General features: G+C 47.4%; 16 protein-coding genes. 8 read left to right on the forward strand and 8 right to left on the reverse strand.

The features are described from left to right. Positions 1-163: 163 nt before the first annotated feature. Together QT979_RS23695 and QT979_RS23700 are read right to left on the reverse strand one after the other, a co-directional pair. The gene (locus QT979_RS23695) at positions 164-1,204 is read right to left on the reverse strand and encodes an ABC transporter permease (RefSeq protein ID WP_333209498.1); all 1,041 of its coding nucleotides are present in this window, start codon (positions 1,202-1,204) and stop codon (positions 164-166) included. 204 nt (positions 1,205-1,408) lie between these two features. Next, entirely contained in the window at positions 1,409-1,921 is a 513-nt protein-coding gene (locus tag QT979_RS23700) for an adenine phosphoribosyltransferase (protein ID WP_333311866.1), read from the reverse strand. Positions 1,922-2,158: 237 nt separating this feature from the next. Here QT979_RS23700 and QT979_RS23705 point away from each other — a divergent pair, with 237 nt between their 5' ends. Further along, positions 2,159-3,325: a pyridoxal phosphate-dependent aminotransferase gene (locus tag QT979_RS23705; protein ID WP_333209503.1), complete on the forward strand. Its 1,167-nt coding sequence runs from the start codon at positions 2,159-2,161 to the stop codon at positions 3,323-3,325. 320 nt (positions 3,326-3,645) lie between these two features. Here the strand turns inward: QT979_RS23705 and QT979_RS23710 are convergent, their stop codons facing one another. Further along, on the reverse strand, positions 3,646-4,419 hold the full coding sequence (locus QT979_RS23710; RefSeq protein ID WP_333209505.1) for an RNA polymerase sigma factor SigF: 774 nt from the start codon (positions 4,417-4,419) through the stop codon (positions 3,646-3,648). A gap of 462 nt (positions 4,420-4,881) precedes the next feature. Continuing rightward, positions 4,882-5,724, reverse strand: a complete 843-nt coding sequence (locus QT979_RS23715; protein WP_333209506.1) for a photosystem II manganese-stabilizing polypeptide — start codon at positions 5,722-5,724, stop codon at positions 4,882-4,884. A gap of 401 nt (positions 5,725-6,125) precedes the next feature. Between QT979_RS23715 and QT979_RS23720 the strand changes: the two genes are divergently transcribed. Further along, the gene (locus QT979_RS23720) at positions 6,126-6,488 is read left to right on the forward strand and encodes a hypothetical protein (protein WP_333311867.1); all 363 of its coding nucleotides are present in this window, start codon (positions 6,126-6,128) and stop codon (positions 6,486-6,488) included. A gap of 67 nt (positions 6,489-6,555) precedes the next feature. Here the strand turns inward: QT979_RS23720 and QT979_RS23725 are convergent, their stop codons facing one another. The 3 genes from QT979_RS23725 to QT979_RS23735 all read right to left on the reverse strand — a co-directional run bounded on the left by QT979_RS23725 (position 6,556) and on the right by QT979_RS23735 (position 15,075). Next, entirely contained in the window at positions 6,556-8,208 is a 1,653-nt protein-coding gene (locus QT979_RS23725) for a calcium-binding protein (RefSeq protein WP_333311868.1), read from the reverse strand. Positions 8,209-8,507: 299 nt separating this feature from the next. Continuing rightward, positions 8,508-13,925 carry an AAA family ATPase gene (locus tag QT979_RS23730; protein WP_333311869.1) on the reverse strand — a complete coding sequence of 1,806 codons (5,418 nt, stop codon included), beginning with the start codon at positions 13,923-13,925 and terminating at the stop codon, positions 8,508-8,510. A gap of 163 nt (positions 13,926-14,088) precedes the next feature. Continuing rightward, entirely contained in the window at positions 14,089-15,075 is a 987-nt protein-coding gene (locus QT979_RS23735) for an AEC family transporter (protein ID WP_333311870.1), read from the reverse strand. A 212-nt stretch (positions 15,076-15,287) separates the two neighbouring features. Here QT979_RS23735 and QT979_RS23740 point away from each other — a divergent pair, with 212 nt between their 5' ends. Beyond that, positions 15,288-17,819, forward strand: coding sequence for a vWA domain-containing protein (locus tag QT979_RS23740; protein WP_333311871.1), 2,532 nt, complete (start codon positions 15,288-15,290; stop codon positions 17,817-17,819). Positions 17,820-18,043: 224 nt separating this feature from the next. On the opposite strand, the gene QT979_RS23745 is transcribed toward QT979_RS23740, so the two are convergent. After that, positions 18,044-19,027: an AraC family transcriptional regulator gene (locus QT979_RS23745; RefSeq protein WP_333311872.1), complete on the reverse strand. Its 984-nt coding sequence runs from the start codon at positions 19,025-19,027 to the stop codon at positions 18,044-18,046. Between the two features lie 279 nt (positions 19,028-19,306). Here QT979_RS23745 and QT979_RS23750 point away from each other — a divergent pair, with 279 nt between their 5' ends. The 5 genes from QT979_RS23750 (at position 19,307) to QT979_RS23770 (ending at position 23,504) form a co-directional block, all read left to right on the forward strand. Next, the gene (locus QT979_RS23750; protein ID WP_333311873.1) at positions 19,307-19,813 is read left to right on the forward strand and encodes a cyclophilin-like fold protein; all 507 of its coding nucleotides are present in this window, start codon (positions 19,307-19,309) and stop codon (positions 19,811-19,813) included. A 23-nt stretch (positions 19,814-19,836) separates the two neighbouring features. Next, on the forward strand, positions 19,837-20,349 hold the full coding sequence (locus tag QT979_RS23755) for a (R)-mandelonitrile lyase (RefSeq protein ID WP_333311874.1): 513 nt from the start codon (positions 19,837-19,839) through the stop codon (positions 20,347-20,349). 52 nt (positions 20,350-20,401) lie between these two features. Then, on the forward strand, positions 20,402-21,487 hold the full coding sequence (locus QT979_RS23760) for an alpha/beta hydrolase (protein ID WP_333209522.1): 1,086 nt from the start codon (positions 20,402-20,404) through the stop codon (positions 21,485-21,487). 24 nt (positions 21,488-21,511) lie between these two features. Continuing rightward, the gene (locus QT979_RS23765; protein ID WP_333311875.1) at positions 21,512-22,288 is read left to right on the forward strand and encodes an SDR family oxidoreductase; all 777 of its coding nucleotides are present in this window, start codon (positions 21,512-21,514) and stop codon (positions 22,286-22,288) included. 160 nt (positions 22,289-22,448) lie between these two features. Further along, complete coding sequence (locus tag QT979_RS23770; RefSeq protein WP_333311876.1) at positions 22,449-23,504, forward strand: NAD(P)-dependent alcohol dehydrogenase; 1,056 nt, start codon at positions 22,449-22,451, stop codon at positions 23,502-23,504. Positions 23,505-23,515: the final 11 nt, after the last annotated feature.

Below are 23,515 nucleotides of genomic sequence, written 5' to 3' on the forward strand. Positions count from 1 at the left end.
ATGTGTCCTATTTTATGACACTTTGTGTACTCTGCTTACTTTTTTTCTCTCCTACCCCTACTTATTGAGCCGATACGAATCGATTGTTTACAAATCAAATGGTTTTGCTATATTGACTATTACAAATCTCCCTTGCGTACCTCATATTACTGAATTAAGTCTTCTATTTCAAATCTTCCAGCTTAATCCGAGGATCGACAGCTTTCAGCAGCAAATCTGCCAACAAATTCCCAACAATCAACATGGTCGCACCCATCATCAAACTTGCCATTACTAAATACAAATCTTGATTGTTCACCGCCTCCAAAGTCAGCTTTCCCAAACCTGGCCAATTAAAGAAAAATTCCGCAATAAACGCACCGCTCAACAAACTAGCAAACTCAAAACCCAATAGCGTAATCAACGGATTAACAGCATTCCGCAAAGCATGAATGTAAATTACTCGATCGTCCGGCAAACCTTTCGCCCTTGCCGTTCGGATGTAATCTTGACGCAGCACGTCTAACAATTGTCCGCGCATCAATCTTTGCAAACCAGCAAAACCAGTAACGCTGAGGGCGACTGTTGGCAAAATTAAGTGCCAGCCGTAATCGAGAATTTGACCCCACCAAGGTAAGTCTGCATGGTCAATGCTTGTCATTCCTCCGACGGGAAACAGAGGCGAAGTATTCTGTGCGAAAAATAGCAGCAGTAACGCTGTGATAAAGCTCGGAAATCCTTGTCCGGTGTAGCTAACTACTTGCAGAACTCGATCGACTGTGCGGTTTTGATTGACGGCGGCGACAATTCCCAAGGGAATCGCGATCGCCCAAGTTACAATCAAAGATGCGATCGCCATTAATAACGTCGCCGGTACCCGTTCCCACAGCAGCGAAGCTACGGATCGCTGATACACAAAACTCGTGCCAAAATTTCCCCGCGTCACAATTTGTTGCAGCCACAGCCAATACTGCACAATCGCTGGTTTATCTAAGCCGAACTGCTGTTCGAGCTGCTTGAGTGTCTCCGGCGAAATCTTCGGATTTTGGCTCAAAGTATCCAAGTAATTTCCCGGTGCTAGTTCAATAATTGCAAAACAAAGCATCGATGCCAAAAATAGCGTTAAAAGTGCCTGCAACAGTCGCTTGAAAACATAAGTAAATGTTTCCCCAGCAAACAGAGAACTCAATAATTGCCAATTTCGATTAGATTTAATAGAAGTCATACGATTTTAGATTTTAGATTTTAGATTTTAGATTGGAAGAATGGTGAATGATATTAATGCTGATTGCATCGGAATTATGTAACCACAGAGAACGCAGAGATCGCAGAGAAAGAGAAGAGAGAGATGAATAATTCCGATGCAAAGCTCAAGAATATTATTTGTCAACAGTCAACTGTTGACAGTTGACTGCCAACAGTTAACTAACTAATATTCAACTAGCGTGACGATCGGCACATCGGGCAATTTCTGCCTGCCGCCCAAAGCCTGCAATTCAATGATAAAAGCAAAACCGACAAGCTCGCAGCCACCTTGCTCCAGCAACTTAGCCGTCGCCGCCGCTGTTCCGCCAGTGGCGATTAAATCGTCCACAATCAGCACCCGGCTGCCGGATGTCATCGCATCTCGGTGCATCTCCAGTCGATCGACACCGTACTCCAATTCGTACTCAGCAAAATGAACCGCACCTGGCAGTTTCCCTGGTTTGCGGACAGGAATAAAGCCTATTCCCATTTTATAAGCCAACGGCGCGCCAAAGATAAAGCCTCGCGATTCCATGCCCACCACATAGTCAACAGACATTGCCGAGCATTTTTCGGCTAAGCTGTCAATGGTGTAGCTCAGCCCTTGCGGGTCGCGCAGCAAAGTTGTAATGTCTCGAAACATAATTCCCGGCTTTGGGAAATCAGGAATGTCGCGAATCAGAGATTTGAGATCCATAAGCTTGCAGATCGGGGTTGAGGGTAACGAGGCATCAAAAATGGTACAATAATAACGTCAAAATTTAAAAATTTAAAAATAAAAATTAAAACTAACAGCTTCTTTAATTTTTATTCTTTAATTGCTTAATCCTTTACGTACTATGTAAACAAATGTCATAATTCCCTAACAACAGGGTTGAATATCAACATTTGTCACCCTATGATCTAAAGTCAAAAATCTAATATCTAAAATCCAATGATTAAGTTGGCAGCACGAGTGGGTGAGGTTTCTCCTTCTATAACCTTGGCGATCGCAGCTAAGGCTAAAGCCATGAAGGCCGAAGGGATTGATGTCTGTAGTTTGAGTACGGGAGAACCCGACTTTGATACGCCCGAACACATTAAAGCAGCGGCAAAACAAGCTTTAGACGCGGGGAAGACTAAGTATGGCCCTGTGTCTGGGGAACCGCAGTTAAAAGCTGCGATCGCCCGCAAACTCCGCGATGACAACAATCTCAACTATCAACCGGAAAATATTATTGTCACCAACGGCGGCAAGCATTCCCTCTACAATCTGATGATGGCTCTGATCGAGCCTGGAGAGGAAGTAATTATTCCTGCTCCCTACTGGCTAAGCTACCCTGAAATGGTGAAACTCGCTAGTGGCAAGCCAGTAATTGTACGGACTGATGCTTCTACAGGATATAAAATTACACCGGAACAACTGAGTCGAGCGATTACTCCCAAAACCAAGTTATTTGTACTGAATTCGCCTTCTAACCCGACGGGAATGGTGTATACTCCGGCGGAAATCAAAGCCTTGGCCGAGGTGATAGTCGATCGAGATATTTTAGTCGTTGCTGACGAAATTTACGAAAAAATTATATATGACGACGCCCAACACGTCAGCATCGGTTCCTTGGGCAAAGAAATCTTCGATCGCACCCTGATCAGCAGCGGTTTTGCTAAAGCTTACTCGATGACAGGCTGGCGAATCGGTTATTTGGCCGGGCCGATCGAATTAATCAAAGCCACCAGCACCATTCAAGGTCACAGTACCTCAAACGTGTGTACCTTTGCACAGTACGGTGCGATCGCAGCTTTGGAAAGCAGTCAAGAGTCTGTCGAAACAATGCGTCTAGCTTTTGCCGAAAGGCGTCAGGTAATATTTGAATTACTCGATGCTGTCCCTGGAATTAGCTGTATTAAACCAGACGGTGCTTTCTATATGTTTGTCAACATCAGCAAGACGGGAATGAATTCTTTGGAATTTTGCGACGCTTTCTTAGAACAGCAGCAAGTAGCAGTTATTCCGGGGATTGCATTTGGTGCAGACGACCATATTCGCTTGTCTTACGCTACCGATTTAGGCACAATTAAAAAAGCCGTAGAAAGGCTCGATAAATTTGTCCGCAGCCTCTAAAAATTAGTCATTAGTCATTAGTCATTAGTCATTAGTCATTTGTTCTTGGTAGCAACTGACTAATTACCGATCTCTGTTGACTATTGACTGACTACTGCTGACTGTTGACTAATACCAATTTAAAAAACTCTTGCTATAGTAATTGTCTTATATAAATTATCGTTCATTCACTCTCACCATCGGCCGGACACGGCAGTGCCGTTTCCCTACAGACGATAGCTGATAATTTATATGTCGCACTACTTTTGTGAATTGGTATAACTACTGCTGACAAATGACCAATGACTAATGACCAATGACTAATGACTAATGACTAATACCTAAAGCTGTTTAGTCATAATCTCTTTGAGCAAATCCAGTCCCTTCTTAACTCGCCGAGAAACAGTCACCGCACTGATACCCAAGCGTTCAGCCGTTTCCTTCTGCGTCAAATCGTAGAGAAAAACAAACTCCAATATCTCGCGAGTCCGTTGTTCCAACATAGCCAAAGCTTGCTGTACGCGAATTTGATCCTCTTGCGCCAACTGAAAACTCCGATACTTGCTATCGGGCACCAATTCTCCCAGACAAGTCGCCCCCTCATCTTCATCTTGCATCGGCGCGTCCAAACTTAGAGGCGATCTGTTGAGATGGGCCAACTTAATTTCTTGCCATTCTTGTAAAGAAACCTCAAGGACTGCTGCTACTTCAGCATCCGTAGGTTTGCGGTTTAACTGCACCTGCAACTCCTTGATCGCTGCTACTGATTTGCGTTCCAGGGACTGCCAGTGGCGGGGAAACCGCACAGAAGGGCTTTTGTCCCGCAAGTAGTGTTGAATTTCGCCCCGAATGTAGGGAATGGCAAAGGAACTAAAAGCGTGCCCCTTCGCGATATCAAACCGCTCGATCGCCCTGATCAACCCAATACATCCGACTTGCAGCAAATCGTCGTAGCTTTCACCGCACTGGTTGATCCAGTGGTAAACTTCTTTTCTGACCAGTCCAATATTCAGTTTAACTAACTGATTGCGGATTTCATTCGATCCAGAAAGTTGGTACTCGCGCAACAATTGCAAATTTTCGCTTTTTAGCTCGTTCGGCAGTGTGGTAGACATGGTGGCATAAGGGTGGGTAGAGCAGAGGACTGAGGTTGCTTTAGATCTAGCTTCTAATCTAGTCTAAAAAAATTCACTTTTAGGTAGTGTAATCCTAGCACTTAATAGGTGTGATAGCGGACACACCAGTTGAGTTTTCGGTACGTGAACGGATTTAGCGGGATTCTCCGCATTTTTTCGGCATAAGGCAGACTTTTACCAGGTAGAACGCCTTCGACCGCATCCCCAATTTAACCAGGTTTTTTGAAAAAAATATTATAAACTGAAAGCGGTTTGAATACAATACTTTAATTAATAAAAAATCCCAACTTCATAACTTGCGAATGACCACTATTTAATCAGAAATTTAGTCATTAGTCAACAGTCCTAAGTTATGTTGCTCAAGACTGTTGGCTAATGAAGGGCGAGCAGGAGCTTTATGGCCAGAAACTGCTCAAGTTCGATCGATCCAGAAAGCCAATTTTATGACACAGAAGGCTCAATGCGAGCGTAAAACAAACCCCGAATTTTAACGTCCAGAGCCGGTCTAGCTCCCAAATCAGTATCAGAAGGCTGCGTGCTCTCAAAAATCCCACCAACTTCGCCAGTGGCGCTGTTGACTTTAGCAACTTGGAGAGAAATTTTGCCCGCCTTGGTGCGCGTGTCAGCTACCTTAACATTAGCCCGCACACGTTTGGAATTGTCAGTAGCCGGAAGCGCTACAGCATTGTCGTAGCCAGTCGATACCCCGCGAGCTTTAGGATCTAAAAAGCCTGCGCTGCGGTAAGAAGGAACGTTAAACTCCCCTCTCAAATCGGTGGAAGTATTGATAGCAACCACTCCCGGTTCGGAACTTGCAACTAGCTGTTTAATGGTAAACAAGAAAGGTACTTGCTCTCCGCCCGGTAACTGAATCGTAATAGCTTGAAAATCCAAGCCGTCTTCTTCTGTGAAAGTCAGAGTTCCGTCTGTACCGACCTTGAGCGTACCTTGAACTTGGTCAATGCTCGACGTGAACCGGGTCAGCAATTTACCAGGCACAAATTCCGCTTCTTGGCGTTTGTTTGCTGGTTCTTCCTTCACAAAATAAGTTGTGGGCTGCAAACACAAACCAGTCAGTTTATAGGTGGCGCCCGCTTCGATGGGGATCGATCCCCGAGAAGTTTCTGCCAAGCTAGGGCAGTTATTAGCCAAGCCAGTACCTCTAATCTCGTCGTAGGTGAGCAACTCAGTAGTCGCCACCGTCGTGTCAGGAGCAGAAGAACAAGCAACCAGCGCACTCATGCAAAATGCTAAAAGTGCAACAATTAAAGCACGATATTTCATTGCAAACCTCAATATCCAACATCGGATTATATTAAGAAAAAGCCCTACTTCGAGCAAAATATAATTGCCCGCCGGCAGGCTAGGCCAGCGCTTAGGGCAGCATTTAGATCCAGATCGCTCGCTTCACCGACACCGGCATTGACTCCAAAAATCAAGCTAGTGTGCCGTGAAAATAAGCATGAACTTATGATTTCTCAATCGTGTTCGGATCGCAGCCCAATACACATGGTACGACGGGTTGTGCTCTTTTCCTGACTTGGACTGCAAATTAATATTGCTTAAGTCAACCTACTTAAGTTACTTTGCTTATGACCCCGAATGGCGATCGCGACTAGCTCGATTAGTCGGTTGACCAAAAGGCTGGGGACAAAGGCCTTGTAGATTTCAAAGGAAGCAGCAGTATGGACAACGGCAAAGATTTAGAGTCAGAAAAGTTGCAGTCTCAAATGCAATCGCTGACAGAGGCGATTCGGACTTTAGGCGAAAGTTGTCAGGGAGACAGTCTGCTGCTTTTGGCCCTGCTGCGGAGGCTGGAAGCTTCGCACCGGGAAATTCGGGACGGTTTGTTTCAAGCGTCTTTTCCCGACAACCGCCAAGCACTTTACAAACTGCTTAGGAATATTGAAGCCAATGGCGGCTGGCCTTACATCCACCGCATGAAACTTCGATCGCTCTTGGGGTACAGCCAACAATTATCTCCCCTAGAAGATTCTCCAGCCGAGTCGCCAGAAGACTCGGCCGAAACTCCCCAAGACGTTAAATAGTTTTGAGTGATGAGTTTAGTGAGTTTTACATTAACTCATAACTCATCACTGAGCGTCGCGATCGCACCTAAAGCCCGTAAGGTGTAGGAACAGGTGTAGGAACAGGTATCGGGTTCGGCACCGCCGTCGGGAATATCGGCGTCTGGCCCGGCATTGGCAATAGTCCGGCAGTCGGGGGGATCGAACTAATTGATAGCAGAGGCGAATCAGGCACGCTAACAGTCGGCGGAATAGGAATCCTCGTAGCAGTCGGCGTCGGAGTCGGAGTTGGTGCTGCTGTGGGAGTCGGAGTTGGTGCTGCTGTGGGAGTCGGAGTTGGTGCTGCTGTGGGAGTCGGCGTCGGTGCTGCTGTGGGAGTCGGCGTCGGAGTCGGAGTCGGTGCTTCCGTGAGAGTCGGCGTCGCTTCTTCCGTGGAAGTTGGAGCCGGAGCTTCCGTGGGAGTTGGAGTCGGTGCTTCCGTGGGAGTTGGAGGCGGAGTTGGAAGTGATTCTGTAGTTGAAGTTTGAGGTTGAGCTGGATCTGTAATTGTGCTTGTAACTGTAGTTGTAGTTGTAGTGGTAATGGTGGTTGGCCTGGGAGTAGCCGTCCCAGTCACAGCGATAAAATCATTCGCTTCGATCAGCGCCGCCGGAGTGTCGATCAAAATTGCTAAAAGCTTGCCGTCGAGTGTCGTAATTACTGTATCCCTGACATTTGCACCGTTGCCTTGGGTAACTAGCAGTTGAGCGAAAGATAAATTGCTCGGCAGTCCAAAGAAATCCTCTGTGTCATTGTAATCAGTAATTAAAGCCAGACTGCCAGGCCCGGCTCCCAATCCAAAAACATCGCTGCCGCTGCCGCCAGTCAGAGTATCCGAACCCTCGCCTCCGATTAAAGAATCATTACCCTCTGCTCCAAATAAATTGTCATTGCCGAAACCGCCCAAAATTGTATCGTCGCCGATACCTCCAGCCAAGGAGTCATCGCCAAAACCACCGTCGATACCATCATTACCTTTGCCACCAAACAGAAAGTCATTACCTTCTTCTCCCAGTACCGAGTCGTCGGCTTCATCGCCGCGAAGGGTATCGGAACCGGTGCCGCCAAAAACTGTATCGTCAGCCTTGCCGCCGAATATCTGGTCATTACCAGCATCTCCGAAGAGCGAATCGTTGTCGGCATTGCCGTACAAAGTGTCGTCGCCGTCGCCGCCGGTCAAATAATCGTTGCCCTCAGCGCCCAACATTTGATCTCTACCACTGCCGCCGTTGAGAGAATCGTTCCCCGCATTCCCGTAGAGAAAGTCGTCATCAGCATTGCCGAACACGGAATCGTCGCCGTCATTCCCTGTGAGGGTGTCGTTGCCAGTACCGCCGGCAATTACATCAAAGCCTCCGTTGCCAAAAACTAAGTCGTCCCCTGCATCTCCCAACACGCTGTCTATCCCGTCGTTGCCTTCGAGGATGTCGTTGCCTAAACCGCCACGAATCGAGTCGTCGCCGTTTCCGCCGGAAGCAAAATCGCGGCCTTGGTTGCCAATAAGTTCGTCATTTCCTTCACCGCCAATCAGCGAATCTGCTCCGTCACCTCCAAGAAGCTGGTCGTTGCCGCCGTCGCCCTCTAGGGTGTCATCTCCTCCCGCACCCAGGGGCGTGTCATCGCCATCTAAGGCGCGAATTCGATCGCTCAGCGGAGTTCCTAGAATAAAGTCGTTGCTGTCTGTGCCGATCAGGTTTGCCATACGGGATACACCGGTCCTCAATAAAATAAATTGTTTGAAATTATGTTAATCGCCTTCGTGACAAGGGATTGCTGCTTGCCTAGGTTAGCATAATTGAGATTTTGGCAATCTGGCGAAGGGGCGCTGGAAGTTTTGCTCGTGTCCGCAGTTGCGATCGGGGCTAGTATAATTCCCGATTAGTCATTAGTCATTAGTCATTAGTCATTAGTCAACAGTTAACAGTCAACAGTCAACCGTCATCAGTTAACAGTCAACACTCCGCAGTCAACAGTCAACAGTCATCAGTCAACAGTCAACTTTTATTCAGTAACAGGTAACACTATCTCAAATTCACTCCCTCCCCCCAAGGTAGAATTCACATTAATTGTTCCGCCGTGGGTTTCGACTACAATCTGGCGGGCGATCGCCAATCCTAAACCAGTGCCTTTTCCTACTGCCTTGGTGGTAAATAAATGGTCAAAAATCCGCTGTTTTACTGCTTCAGTCATACCCGCACCGTTATCGGCAATCTGAATTTTGATGTGTCGATTGCCCAACAGACTGGTACGAACTGTGATACAGTGTGGATTTGCTTTAATTGCCTCCAAACTGCGTCCTTGGTTTGATTCTTCTAGGGCATCGATCGCGTTAGCAAGCAGGTTCATAAAGACTTGGTTCAGTTGACCGGGAAAGCATTCAATTGGGGGGAGATTGCCGTAGTCTGTGACGACCTCGATCGCAGGATGGTGTTCGTTGGCTTTCAGCCGATGTTTCAAAATTAAGATGGTGCTGTCAATGCCCTCATGGATATTAAAGGGAACTTTGTAGTCTTTATCGGCTCTGGAGAAGGTGCGGAGGCTGGTGCTAATGCCACGAATGCGATCGCACCCTACTTTCATCGACAACAGCATCTTTGGCAAATCTTCTAAGGCATACTCTAAATCAATATCCTCAGCATCTTCTTCAATTTCCTCCCCTGGATTCGGCAGGTTTTTTTGATATAATTTTAAGTGGCATATCAGATCTTTGATCGTGGTGGTTGCTTCCTCTATATTGCCGCTAATAAAGCCGACAGGATTATTTATTTCGTGGGCTATTCCTGTGACTAGATTGCCCAAGGTGGACATTTTTTCGCTTTGCACGATCTGTAACTGTGCTTGCTGCAAATCAAGGAGCGATCGCTCTAATTGTTGTGCATAAGCTTGAGATTGTTGGTACAAGCGGGCATTTTCTAGAGAGATAGCCGCTTGGGCGCAGAAAAGTTGGATGACTCCAATGCGATCGTGTGTAAATGCACCAATTGTCAAGTTATTTTCTAGATATAGCAACCCGATTAATTTACCCTGATTTAAAATTGGCGCGCACAGCACACTTTTGGGATTTTCCTGCATCAAATAAGGATCGGCAATAAAATCGCTTTGTACTGCTGCATTATCCAAAACTACAGTTTTCCAAGTCCGCTTAACATAGTTGACCACAGCAGCGGGAACCTCGTCGCTGGCTGACAGCGGTACAGATATTGAGATGACATCTCGATGGAAAGAGGCCACAGCTTCGATCGCGAGATTCCCATCCTTAAGCAACAGGAGAACTGCTTTTTTTGCCCCGGCATTTTCCATCACCACACACATCAGTGCAGCCAGTAATTTTTCTAATTGAATTTCACTCGATAGAGTTTGGGAGGCTTTGAGAATAGTCGCGAAATCGACGGCTTCGTAAATACTGTTACTGCTAGATAGAGTTGTGTGCCAGGTTTGATGTAAAACTGACGATTTATTGATTGTGTGGAGGCGAGTTTCGCTAATTCCAAAACGATTTTCTCTTGCCTGCAATATGGGAGCAAGAAGTTGGGGATAGCGTTTTTCTAAGTCATCGATTTTGGCTTTCGCACCCCAGCGAGCATAACAGTAGTAGGCTTCTTGCATATAAGCTTGCGCCACTTTTTCTTTGCCCCAGTCGAGGTAGAATTTAGCTGCTAGTTCGTTAGCGAGGGCTTCTTCTTGGATGTATTCGTTTTCTTTCGCTCCAGAAATGGCGCGATCGTACATTTCAATAGCTTCTGCCCTCTGTTTGGCAACTCGGTATTTCTCTGCTTCTACCAACTGCCACTTATGCAAATAATTCATGGGGGCGTGTTGTGCCCAATGCTGCAACGAAGTTTGATTTTCCTGAACTCGTTGCAACTGCGTTTCTAACTCCGTCTCGGACTCAGGAGTGGCAAGGGCTATGAGTGAGTCATAGAAATATAAACCAGCTTCGGAAATACTTCCTACGCTTCCCGCTATATACTGTCTTGCTTGATCGACATCTACGCAGGCCCGAGCAATGTCTCCCAGCAGGAATCTCAACGTCGCCTTGTACAGATAGAAGATGCAGAGTCGGTAAAAATCGTTAGAGGCAAGCGACTGAGAAATCAGCTTCTCGTCATAGCCTTTCTGTTCAAAGGAAATCTCCAAGTTGTTTGGATTACCCAATAAAAACAGCGTTGTTTCCCAAAAAACCGAACAATAATTTGCCGTCGTTAGTTGGTTGAGGTCGAGTAATTGCTGGCGGTATGCCCGAATTTGGGGCTCAAGTTCTGCCAAAGGTTGACCGCAGCAGTAGGCATTGAGACAAAAAGTATACAAATCATACCCGACAAACTCTAGATTGCCTGTTTCTAATCCGGCTTGATAGCCTGCCTCAAGAATGAGGAGGGTTTCCCGCAAATGCGATTTACGATGGTGCAAACAGAGTCCGAGTGCAGCAAAAGTTGCAGAGCGAATATTTTTGGCATCCGCGCCACTGGCAAGACGATAAGCTAATCGGCCAAATTGATCGGCTACCGTCACATCTTGTAGAAAGTTGTTGAGAATCATCCCATAACAACTATAGCTATAAGCTGAAGTACGACTGTTGCCATATTGGATAGATAAATTTACCTGTAAGGCAGTCACCAGCGCAAACAAAGACGAACCACCCAGATAACAAGCTGTCGCCATAGTTGCCGCCACTTGCATCGCGGCCAGCTTTTGGGTATCCACCATCGCTGGCAGATCAAATAACTCTTCAATGGGTCGATCGCCGATCGAGCTATTAATTTCCTGCACTGCTTGCTGAATATCTTCTGATGTAGCGCTATCGGGCAATTCAACTCCTAATTCTTTGAGAATCAACAAACCGATAGCAATTGCGTCTAAAAACTTGTTCTGGGACGATAATGCCTGAATTTTGACGATGTAAACGCTCACTCGCTCTAGGGGAGTTCTGGTATGATAAATCACAGTGTCAATCCACTGATTCATCTGGTCAAAATCACCACAGAGTGAAGCCACTTCTGCTGCTATGTCGTGCAAGTTCAAGGTCATCTCGTACTGCCGTTGCCAAGCGCTCTCTCCAAGCAAATTTAGCCCGATCTCCGCATACTCGCGAGCAGCTTGATAAGCAGTAGCGGCTCTGGCTTTGCGGCAAGCCGTGAGGTTGAGTTGTGCCAGATGGTCGCGTTCTGTTTGGTCTTCAATCAGCGCAATACCATAATTCAACTGATTGACTACTGAAAAAATTTGCTCTTCTATAGCTGCCGGTGAAATTTGCTGGATCAGTAATTGTCCGATCTGATAGTGAACACGCGATCGCTCTTGTTTGGGAATTAAAGAATAGGCAGCTTGCTGAACGCGATCGTGCAAAAACTTGTAATTCACCACCTCCGAATTTTCTGCCTCCTCCCGTCTTTCTCGCCCCATATAAAACTTGTAGACTTCACTTTCAGGCAGGATTAACCCCTCTTGCAAAGCCTTCCACAAATCTGCCGCCGTTTCCGTTTCCAATTGCTGGGAGACAACTGCCAAAGTCCCCAAATCAAACTGATTCCCAACACAAGCAGCCAACTTCAACACATTCTGAGTTCCTGGCGGCAGTTTTTGCAACTGCAACGCCATAAACTCGACCACATCATCCGTCAGCGCTGCCTCCCGAACTCGCACAATATCGCACTGCCAATAACCAGCAACCCGGTCAAACTCAATCAGCCCATCCTGATGCAGTGCTTTGAGAAACTGCGTTGCAAAAAAGGGATTTTTTTTGGTTTTTTGTGCCACCAAATCAGCCAAAGGTCTTGCCCAAGATGGATCGCAATTGAGCGTATCAGCAACCAAATGATTTAGACTTGTTGAACTCAACGGTTCCAGCGTCAGAGTATTCACCGTTGCCCCACCTTTGACCATTGCATCCAGTGTCAGCATCAACGGATGTGCTGCCAATACTTCATTATCTCGGTAGGCACCAATTACTAATAAATAGTCGGTTGCTGACTCGGAAACCAGCAGTTGCATTAACCGCAGCGAGGCGGAATCAGCCCACTGCAAGTCATCCAAAAACATCACCAGGGGATGTTCTGGTTTGGTGAACACGCGAATAAAATTTTGAAAGAGCAAATCAAACCGATTTTGGGCCGCAGTTCCTGATAATTCGAGTGCGGGCGGTTGTGCCCCAATAATTTTTTCGAGTTCGGGAATTACTTCAATAATGACTTGTCCGTTATCGCCCACTGCTTGCAATATTTGAGTTTGCCAATTTTTCAACTCCTGGTCACTTGCGCTCAACAATTGTCCCATTAAATCTCGAAATGCTTGGACAAAAGCTGAGAAAGGAATGTTGCTGTTAAATTGGTCGAATTTGCCTTTGATGAAATAGCCGCGCTGGCGAGCAATTGGTTTTTGAACTTCATTTACAATTGCAGTTTTCCCAATCCCAGAAAAACCAGCTACTAGCATCATTTCAGTTGTGCCACTACTGGCGCGATCAAAGGCTTGGAGTAGGGTTTCGACTTCAATTTCGCGACCATAAAGTTTTTCTGGTATCATGAATCGATCGCCCACATCCCTCTGCGCGATCGCAAAACTCTCTATCCTACCGTTTTCTTCAAGTTGCTTCAAACAAAATTCTAAATCTAATTTCAGCCCCAACGCACTCTGATAGCGGCCTTCGGCATTCTTTGCCATTAATTTGCTGACAATCTCCGACAGTATCGGCGGGATTTCGGGATTGATTTCATGCAGTGATGGCGGTTGCTTGGCAATATGACAGTGTACCAATTCCATCGCATCATTGGATTGAAACGGCAATTGTCCCGCCAGCAATTCGTAAAAAGTCACGCCCAAAGAGTAAAAGTCTGTCCGGTAGTCAATCCCCCGATTCATCCTTCCCGTTTGTTCGGGAGACAAATAGCCGAGTGTCCCTTCCAGCACGTTAGGATTCATCAGGGTTTGAGTTTCCCTTGGTAGCAAAGATGCAATACTAAAGTCAATGAGTTTGACTTGTTTTGTTTGGGGATGAATTAAAATATTGGCTGGTTTAATGTCTTTGTGAATTATCCGGTGGCGGTAAAGTATATCTAATATATTGCTCAGGTCGATCGCCACTGACAAAAACTCGCTCAGAGTCGGCGCAGTTTCCCGTTTTTCCGTCCATTCGTCCAGAGAAATTCCCCCAAAGTCTTCCATTACCAACGCATAGCTGTTTTGGTAGGTTTCCAAGCTGTAGGTTTCGATGATTCCGGGCAAGTTGAGGTTTTTGGCGATCGTGTACTGATTGCGAAATTGCACCAGTTCGCTGAAGCTGGGATACTCGTTCTGCAAGACTTTGATGGCGACGGGCTGTTTATCGTTAGTGCGAAAAGCTCGATAAACTAGGGTGCGAGTTCCTGAGTAAATGCGATCGAAAATTTGATAACCTGTCAATGTAAAATTTATACTTGCCATACTTTTATTCTTCCCTTCCTCCGCAGGCTATTTCCACATTAACAGAAGCCAATACAGTTTCCCAGTCCAGTAATTATTAAATTAATATGACATTAACCATCAATATTTGTGACGGGGATCACTTAAATTAAGTATTTTTTAAAGTGAAGCCGACCTATTTTTATTAAAAATTAAATAGCCTCATCCATAGGGGAATCGTGAATAATAAACTAACGCAGCCGATGCCGATCGCAGTTACGGCTAATTCGCGATCGAGATTGAAAGCTTCTGCCAGCAATGTAGTACCAAAAGCAGGAGGCATTGCCATTTGCAGCACTAGCACAAGTCGCGGCGCGCCCGCGATCCCCAAAAACGTTAATCCCGTGCCAATTACCAAGGGAATTAACAGCATTTTAATCGCCAGACAAGCCAAAACTTGTTTGAGGTTGTGCAAGGAATTCAACTTGCTCAACTGCATCCCGATCGTAATTAAAGCTAAAGTAATTATAGTCCAAGCACCTGTTGTTAACAATTCTTCGATTGGTGCCGACAGCGGTAAGCTTCGCGAGACAAATCCTAAACCAAAAGCCCACAGTGCCGGATTCATAAAAATTGCCTGCAGGGGTGTTAACCAACTCAGAGGGCGATCGCTTTTACCGCAGTGAGAAGCAATAGCAACTCCCAGTATATTGAGCCCCATGGTAGTGCCTAGCAAGTCATAAAATAACGCCCAGGCAAAGTGTTCCGAGCCTAATAAGGACAAGGTGACGGGAATGCCTAAAAAACCCGTATTACCCACCATCGTTGCCAATAAGAAGCTGCCTTGAGTGGGCAAACTCCAAGCGCTGGTGTGTTCAGAGGTATTTTGGGCGATCGGATGAAGAGTCTTGAAACGTTCGTCGCCGACACCGAAAACTATCAAAATCCCAGCGAGTCCTCCACCTGCTAGAATTGCCGCCCAAGCTGTCAGCGGCGCCATCCAAATAGCGCCAGACAAATTGGCGCTACGGATGAAACCAACAATGCTCAATGGCGTGCCAAAGAAGAAAAGAAACTTGGCTAAATATGTAGAATAGCTTCTCGGTAGCAGGCGGCCGAGAAAAAATCCCAACGTCACCCATCCGATTAGATTTAGATAAAGTTTGAGCAGGGGATTTTCTAAATAAAGCATGATTTACTAAATCTTTACTAAATATTTACGCAGATCCACTACTTTTGCCAAAAAAGCCCACCTTTACCTTACCGCCGCAGTTTTCCCTGGCACCGCAGCGCTAAATATTAATGCTTATTCAGCTTCGCAGATAATTTTCCACACAGACCTTGACATCCACAGAAGCGCGTGTCATGATAAAGTTGAAGAAAAAATCAACATAGGTGAAAACTATGGCACGGCAAGCAAAACAATCATCTCAAGTCAAAAGTTCCAGCAGCCAAGCAGCCTCCAATACTCGCACCAAGTTTACCCTCTACAATTTTGCCGGAAACGCAAAGGCATTCTATTTAGTCGATCGCATTAATTTAGAAAGAACACCAGGCGATATCCCAGAAAAATCCGTCGCTCACAGCATCATCATCATTGACCGTTCCGGCTCAATGTATTATGACTTAAAACCACTGAAAGAAACCCTAATCAAGCTTTTGACCTTAGACGAATACAACAATTACCAGCTAATTGTCAGCTTGATTTCCTATGCTGGCAATGGGGACGTAATTTGTCATTTCCAGCGAATTCCCATTCAAGAAGTGCTGAAGCTTGACTCTCAATACATCAAAGAAATTCAAAAAATCCACACGGCTGGCAGTACCTGCATATCGCAGTCGATGCAAATCGCTAAATCTCTGGTTAAAGCGGGAGAAATGACAGCGATCAATTTGCACACAGACGGCTATGCAAATGACCCCAGTCCCAATTCGGAATCTGCAAAACTAGGGGAAATTTGCGAAGAACTCAAAGACATGGATGTGTTTGCCAACACGATATCCTATGCCTCTGCTGACTTCAAACTTCTCTCCAAAATCGCCAACACATTATCGGGAAATTGCATCCGCGCTGGCGAAGTCAAAATGGTTTATGATGCTCTTTACGATAGCACAAAACTGTTAGGTAGTTCCGTTGCACCGCCGCTGGAAGAACCGTTAATTAAGGAATATGATTATCAAGTTTTTGTTTCCAAAAGTGGCAAGAAAATCAACGGTTCATCGAGCACGCTGAAAATCTGCGGGCTGAAAGCAGACGATCGGGGACTTTTTTACAAATATCAGAAAGTCGCCAAAGATGAGTATGACAAACTAGATGTTCCCGTTGCTCAAACTGATGAGTCGGTGTTTGCTTTTGCGAAAGCTAACCTCGCTGACGGCAATTTAAATACGGCTAAGTATGCGCTGGCGAGCACCTTCGACGCTACTTTGACCGAAAAACACGCTAAAGCTTTGACAAATGCCCAAATAGCCGAGTTTACGGAAGATTTGGAACAGGCTGTTTTTGCGCCTGATGTGTTGACAAATCATGAAATTGGCGATCGGGTAAAAGTCAGCGATAAAATTTCCCTGCTGGAGTTAATCAAGATATTGGAGGAAAACAGCAACAGCATCATCATCAACTTGAAACACTTGCAAGAAAATTATCAGCGAAAAGGTTTGAAGCGAATTGAGGGAAAGCGAGACGAAAACGGCAACCTTGTCAAGCCTTGGCTGAAAACAGAATTCTTAGATGGTGGCGAATACGTGCAAATGGGTTCATTTGCCATCAATCAAAATACCGCTACCATCAATATGCTGATTACCCGAAAAGCTAAGCTGGTAAAAGTTGAGGATGGAACTTTAATCGCAGAAGTGGCGGGAATTCTAGTTACAGACCTCAATACTTTCAACAATTATACCATTGTCAGCGACGGCGAAGTTAATATTAAGTCGCTGCGAACCAAAATCAGCAGCAAACCAGTGTTTAATTTGCTCAACAAATGCGGTATCCTTGAAAAAGACGGTTCGCCTGTGCAAGAATTTGACTTCCGTTCAGAGTACGATATTAAGTTAGAGACTTTGCCTCTAGTGCCTTTTTACGGGCGTTACAGCAGCCTTGACGGAGTGTTTGAGGAACTCGCAAAAATCAAAATTCTCTCTAGCATTCTCTCGGCTCATTTGAAGGAGGAATCCGAGGCTTACACTGCGGAACAATTGGAAGAATTGAAACAGCATTATCTGTCAAAAAGCCTTTACATCAACTTTCCGACGACGACGGAATACACAGATTTAAAAAGTGCGATCGCCAACGGTTCAGTAGATTCGCGAGTCAGCTACAAAATCGACATCGGCAGCAAAAACATCCTCAACTTCGGCAAATTGCACTCTGCCAACAAATTTCTCGATCGCCTTTATGAAGTTTACCACCAAAACACGGGCGAAAAGCTAGCAAAACCGACATTTGACATCACGTTAGATGAGCCTGTTGTCTTCGCCCACAAAACGCTGTCATCCAGAACAAAAATCACCAAAGTTGACGACTTGATGAAACTGATTTTCGATGAGTTTTTGGGGCTGGAGGATAACGGAATTGTTAGCGCTACTTTAGCGAAAGTGGGTGCAGATAGTTTGCTGCGCCTTTTACAAGCGAAATGGCAGGGAGAAGATGTCAAGCGAGAGGAGTTTGTCGCTGCTTTAGCTAATGCGAATGAGCGACTGGAAGCTTATGCCGAAAAAGTGTACAGGGAAAAAGTTTCACCGCTGGTTTTCTATATCGGTTCTACCGGACTTATCCCGGATGAAATGGAGGCAAAAGCGGCGACTGCTGAGGAAATTAATTCTAAATACGGCAACTTGCAATTTTCTAAAGATGAGCAAGAGGGGATGTTTTTTGAAGTGGGAGACTGCATTATTAGCGTGTATGCTAAAAATGAGTATTTCACGGTAGGGAAGTAGGAATTAGGGAGGGTGGGCATTATTTGCCCACCTTGGTTAAATATTTTTATTTAAAGCGCGATCGATTCCACGCCGGAGAGTTTGCTGAGAGTTGACTGCTTTACTGCATCAGTTTATGGAAATTATTAACAGAGCGATCGCAAGATGATTTTCTATCTATACGATTGCGGGAACTATAACTGCGTTTTAGCGATTTATAGCAAGATTAGGGCATCTTGAGGATGTCAAGTTGAACTCGCAATCTCCCTAGCAGCTTCTCGCAGCCGCTCCACATCGCGCATCGGCGGTATACCAAAGAGTCGCTTGTACTCTCGGTTGAAGTGCGAAGAATCGTCATAACCCACACGGTAGGCAGCACTGGTAGCGTCAAGGTTTTGCCCCAGCATCAGACGGCGAGCTTCCTGGAGTCGCAGTTGCTTCTGGAACTGCAAAGGACTCATGGCAGTGACAGACTTGAAGTGATGGTGGAAGCTCGATACACTCATTCCCAGCTCTCGTGCGATGCTTTCAATCCGAAGCGGCTGGTTAAAGTCTTTACGAAGTCGATCGACTGCTCTAGCAATTTGGTGAGTGTAGCCACCCAAAACTGCAATATGACAGAGTCGGCCACCTTGTTCTCCCATGAGGAGCCGATAGATAATCTCCCGCTTAATCAGGGGTGCAAGCATATACGCTTCAGCAGGGGAATCGAGCAGCCTGACGAGCCGCACGACAGCATCTAACAGATTTGCATCTAACGGACTGACATCGATCGCTTTTACGCTGGCACCTCGTTGTGCTGAAGGATAGCCTGCCTCAATCATGGCTGAGCCAACTAGGGTAGGGTCGAGATCGAAACGAAGACCCAGGTACGGTTTTTCCTGGGTTGCTTCTAAAATGCGACTGGCAATCGGCAGTTCGACCGTCCCCAACAGATAGTGCATCGGATCGTACTGATAGCGATCGCAGCCCAAAAGCACTTCTTTGCAGCCCTGAGCGATCGCACAAAAGGCAGGAATAGAGACACTATGAAAGCATTCCCCAGGGGAAGAGGAGCGGTAGAAGTGCAATCCTTTCAGCGGTTCGATCGCTCCATCTTGACGAATCGCTTGGGCAATTCGCTCCGTTAGTTCCTCTCGGTTGGCTTGCGATCGGTCTGCCTCGCGCTTTGTCTGAAAGTCATTCATCAAGGCTCTACCGGACTTTTCACTCGTTTTTGCAGCGTTCATTTCTTATGCCCGTTTAGATAGATTTATAGACACATCAAGGTAAAGACAAGGGTTTGGCAGCTAAGCCTGTATAAGAATCTAGCGTGGCTTGAATAGAAATCAGTACAAGTTTGCAGGATTGTACAACCATCCTAGACGATCGTTCTATTGCTTGCCTTTCAGGATTCCTAGAATGAGGTTAAAGCAATGAAATGGCATTCAGGCTTCCCGCAAGAGTCTGGATTTTTATTCAAGAGAAAACTCATGAAGAGGATCTTGATACATCTGAAATGGTTTGTCATGCAGCGAAGAAACTGCGGCAGGAGAATGCTGATTCTAGCGATCGCTTTGGTGATGTCCCTAAGTTACTCAGCCTGCCATACCGATAACAGTATGCCTAGCAGTGCCTCATCAAAGATGCCGACTGAAATATCAACCCAGCAGGCAAACAGTATGCAGATCAACATCAAAGTCGGAGACAAAATCGTTACAGCCACGTTAATCGACAACCCAACCACACGAGATTTTATTTCCCTGCTGCCGTTAACGCTGACGATGAACGATTTGTTTGGCAGAGAAAAGTTTGCCCACCTGCCGAGAGCGATTTCCCAGGAGGGAGAGCGAACCAAAACCTATGAAGTTGGAGACATCATTTACTGGTCTCCCAGTTCTGATGTGGCTATTTATTATCGCCGCGACGGACAGGAAATCCCTGACCCAGGCATCATCACGATCGGCAAGATCGATGCTGGCGTAGAAGCATTTAATGTCCCTGGTTCTGTAGAAGTGACAATCGAGCGAATTTAGTAGAAACGTCAAAGGAGATAAAAATGAAACTGCTTGCGATCGCGATCGTGTCATCTTCTCTGCTTGCTTTGGGCTTCTCTCCTGTGGTACAAACACAAGCCCCATCCAGCAATAACACACAACTTGTAGAGGTTAGACGAAACGGTTCGCAGGCTTCCACCAGAGGGCCTGCCGAAAACTTTACAGGTTCCGTCCGCATTGACCCCCTATTCTCAGCCCAAAGTCCAGCCCGCACGGGTAGTGCCAGTGTCACCTTTGAGCCTGGAGCGCGAACTGCGTGGCATACCCACCCATTAGGACAAACGCTCATCGTGACGGCTGGGGTTGGCTATGTCCAGCAATGGGGTGGACAAATTCAGGAAATCAGACCCGGTGATGTGGTTTCGATTCCGCCGGGAGTGAAGCACTGGCACGGAGCTACAGCCACTACAGCCATGACGCATATCGCCCTTCACGAACAACTCAACGGCAAGGTCGTGGACTGGCTGGAACAGGTCAGTGACGAGCAATACCGGACACTCAATGTAAATCGATAGGAGTATCCATCCTCTACAACAGCTAACCAATCCACACATTTGGAGAACTCTAATGAAACACCTGATACTAACCCTCTTGATAAGTGCGATCGGTGCGACGACAGCGGCAGTTGCGATCGACAAAACGCGCGCCTCTAAGATATCCCAAGCACCCGTGCAGCAGTCTGTTGTAGTCGAGGGGGCGGACAACTTCTATAAGAGTGACAAGGTGACTATGCAGAAGGTTACGTTCAAAAACCAATACAACATGAAGGTTGCCGGAAATCTCTTCATTCCCAAAACCTTGAATCAGAATGCTAAGAATCCGGCAATTATTGTCGGGCATCCAATGGGCGCAGTCAAAGAACAAAGCTCGAATCTGTACGCCCAAAAACTGGCTGAACAGGGATTCGTCACCTTGTCCCTCGATTTGTCCTTCTGGGGCGAGAGTGAGGGGCAGACCCGCAACGTTGTTGCGCCGGATATTTATGCCGAGGATTTCAGTGCTGCGGTGGATTTTCTGGGCACCCGACCATTCGTTGGCAGAGAACGGATTGGCGTTCTTGGGATTTGCGGCAGCGGCAGCTTCGTCATCAGCGCCGCCAAGATCGACCCGCGCATGAAGGCCATTGCGACGGTCAGTATGTACGACATGGGTGCGGCCAATCGTAACGGGCTGAGGCATTCTACGACCCTCGAACAGAGAAAGAAAGTCATCGCAGAGGCGGCCGAGCAACGCTATGCGGAGTTCACGGGCGGCGAGACCAAATACACAAGCGGGACTGTACATGAACTGAATGAGAAGTCCACTGCTATTGAGCGTGAGTTCTATGACTTCTACCGCACTCCCAGGGGCGAATACACTCCCAAAGGTTCGTCGCCGAAACTGACAACCCACCCGACGCTTACCAGTAACGTTAAATTCATGAACTTTTACCCGTTTGATGACATTGAGACGATTTCGCCTCGTCCTATGTTCTTCATCACGGGTGCAGATGCACACTCCAGAGAGTTCAGTGAAGATGCTTACAAGCGCGCAGCCGAACCAAAGGAACTTTACATTCTTCCAGGGGCCGGGCACGTCGATTTGTACGATCGGGTGAACCTTATCCCGTGGGACAAGCTTGCGTCCTTTTTCAATCAGCACCTCAACAAGTAAGCGAGCAACTAGGAGGAGAAAAATATGTCAACACAATCGAATGGAAACTTTATCGGCAAAGTCGTTTTCGTCACCGGAGCAGCGAGTGGCATTGGTCGAGCTACGGCGCTGGCGTTTGCCCGTGAGGGTGCCAGCGTGGTGGCTGCTGATGTTTCAGAACAGGGCAATCAAGAAACGGCACGCACGATCGAAGAACTGGGCGGTCGGGCGATCGCTGTCAGGTGCGATGTAACGCGAACCGAGGAGGTGAAGGCGGCCCTGGACAAGACCGTTGAGGCTTTCGGGCGGCTGGACTTTGCCTTCAACAACGCGGGCATCGAGCCGAGGAATGCGGCTCCGACCGCAGAGTACGAGGAGGAGGAGTGGAACCGGATTATCGACATCAACCTCCGTGGCGTTTTCCTGTGCATGAAGCACGAGATCCCGCTGATTCTAAAGCAGGGACGCGGCGCGATCGTTAACACATCCTCCGGCGCGGGAATCATCGGTATCAAGGGCAGCCCCGCGTACACCGCCGCAAAACATGGCGTGATCGGACTGACCAAGGCAACGGCCCTCGACTACGCCGCGCAGAACATCCGCGTCAACGCTGTCTGTCCCGGCTACATCGACACCCCGATGATGGGTCGCTTCACCGGCGACACGGACGAGGGGCGTGCGAAGGTCATTGCAGAGGAGCCGGTCGGACGGATGGGCACGCCCGAAGAGATCGCTGCGGCCGTCATCTGGCTGTGCTCCGATGCGGCTGCCTTCATGATCGGCCACGCTATGGTCATCGATGGTGGCCAAACGGTGCAGTGATCGCCGCTAACGCGATCGAACCCTAAACGCACGACATTAAACGCACGACAACAAAGCATTGTCGCGATCGCTACCTTCAGCGCCAAGGGCGATTAGTCATATCGCAGGTCAGCGACAGCAGTAGCAGACACCAAATGTAAATCAATAGGAGCATCAATTCATGTACAACGCCAAAGCTTATTCCGCAGCTAGTGCAACATCACCATTAGCCTCTGACACGATCGCACGGCGCGACCTAACCGAACACGACGTTCAGATCGAAATCCTCTTCTGTGGCATCTGCCATTCCGATCTTCACATGGTGCGAAACGAGTGGGGCGGCGGCACGGTCTACCCGATCGTTCCCGGTCATGAAATGGTGGGACGTATCACCCAGGTTGGCCCGGCAGTGACGAAGTACAAGCCAGGCGATCTGGCAGGAGTTGGCTGCATGGTTGATTCGGATGGAACCTGTCCCCAGTGCAAAGCTAATCTTGAACAGTTCTGCCCGAACCTGACCCTCACCTACAACTCCCCAGACAAGCACAAGACTGCGACCGTCACCTATGGTGGCTACTCTGATAGCGTCGTCGTCGATGAACGCTTCGTTCTGCGCGTTCCAGATAACCTCGATCTCGCTGGGGTTGCGCCGCTCCTCTGCGCCGGGATCACCACCTACTCGCCCCTGCGCCACTGGGGTGTCACCGAGGGCAAGAAAGTTGGCGTGGTCGGTCTGGGAGGATTGGGACACATGGGCGTGAAGTTTGCTCGTGCCTTCGGCGCTCATGTCGTCGTCTTCACCACCTCGCCCGGTAAGACGGAAGATGCGCTCCGCCTCGGTGCCCACGAGGTCGTGGTCTCCCGCAATGCCGACGAAATGCAAAAGCACGCTGGTAGCTTCGATTTCATCCTTGATACCGTTTCCGCCAAGCACGACATCAACGCCTATCTCAACCTGCTCCGCCTCGACGGTAACATCACCCTGGTTGGCGCACCGGAGAATCCTCTGGAGGTTGCGGCATTCAGCCTGATTATGGGGCGGCGCAGTCTCTCCGGCTCTAACATCGGCGGCATTGCGGAAACCCAGGAAATGCTGGACTTTTGTGGTGAACATAATATCACTGCGGATGTTGAAGTTATCCCCATCCAGAAGGTTAACGAAGCTTACGATCGCCTCCTCAAATCAGATGTGAAGTACCGCTTCTCGATCGATATGGCATCTCTGAAATCTGAATAATTGAGGCAGAT

This window comes from Microcoleus sp. w2-18bC1 (genome assembly GCF_036700365.1).
Lineage (GTDB): Bacteria > Cyanobacteriota > Cyanobacteriia > Cyanobacteriales > Microcoleaceae > Microcoleus.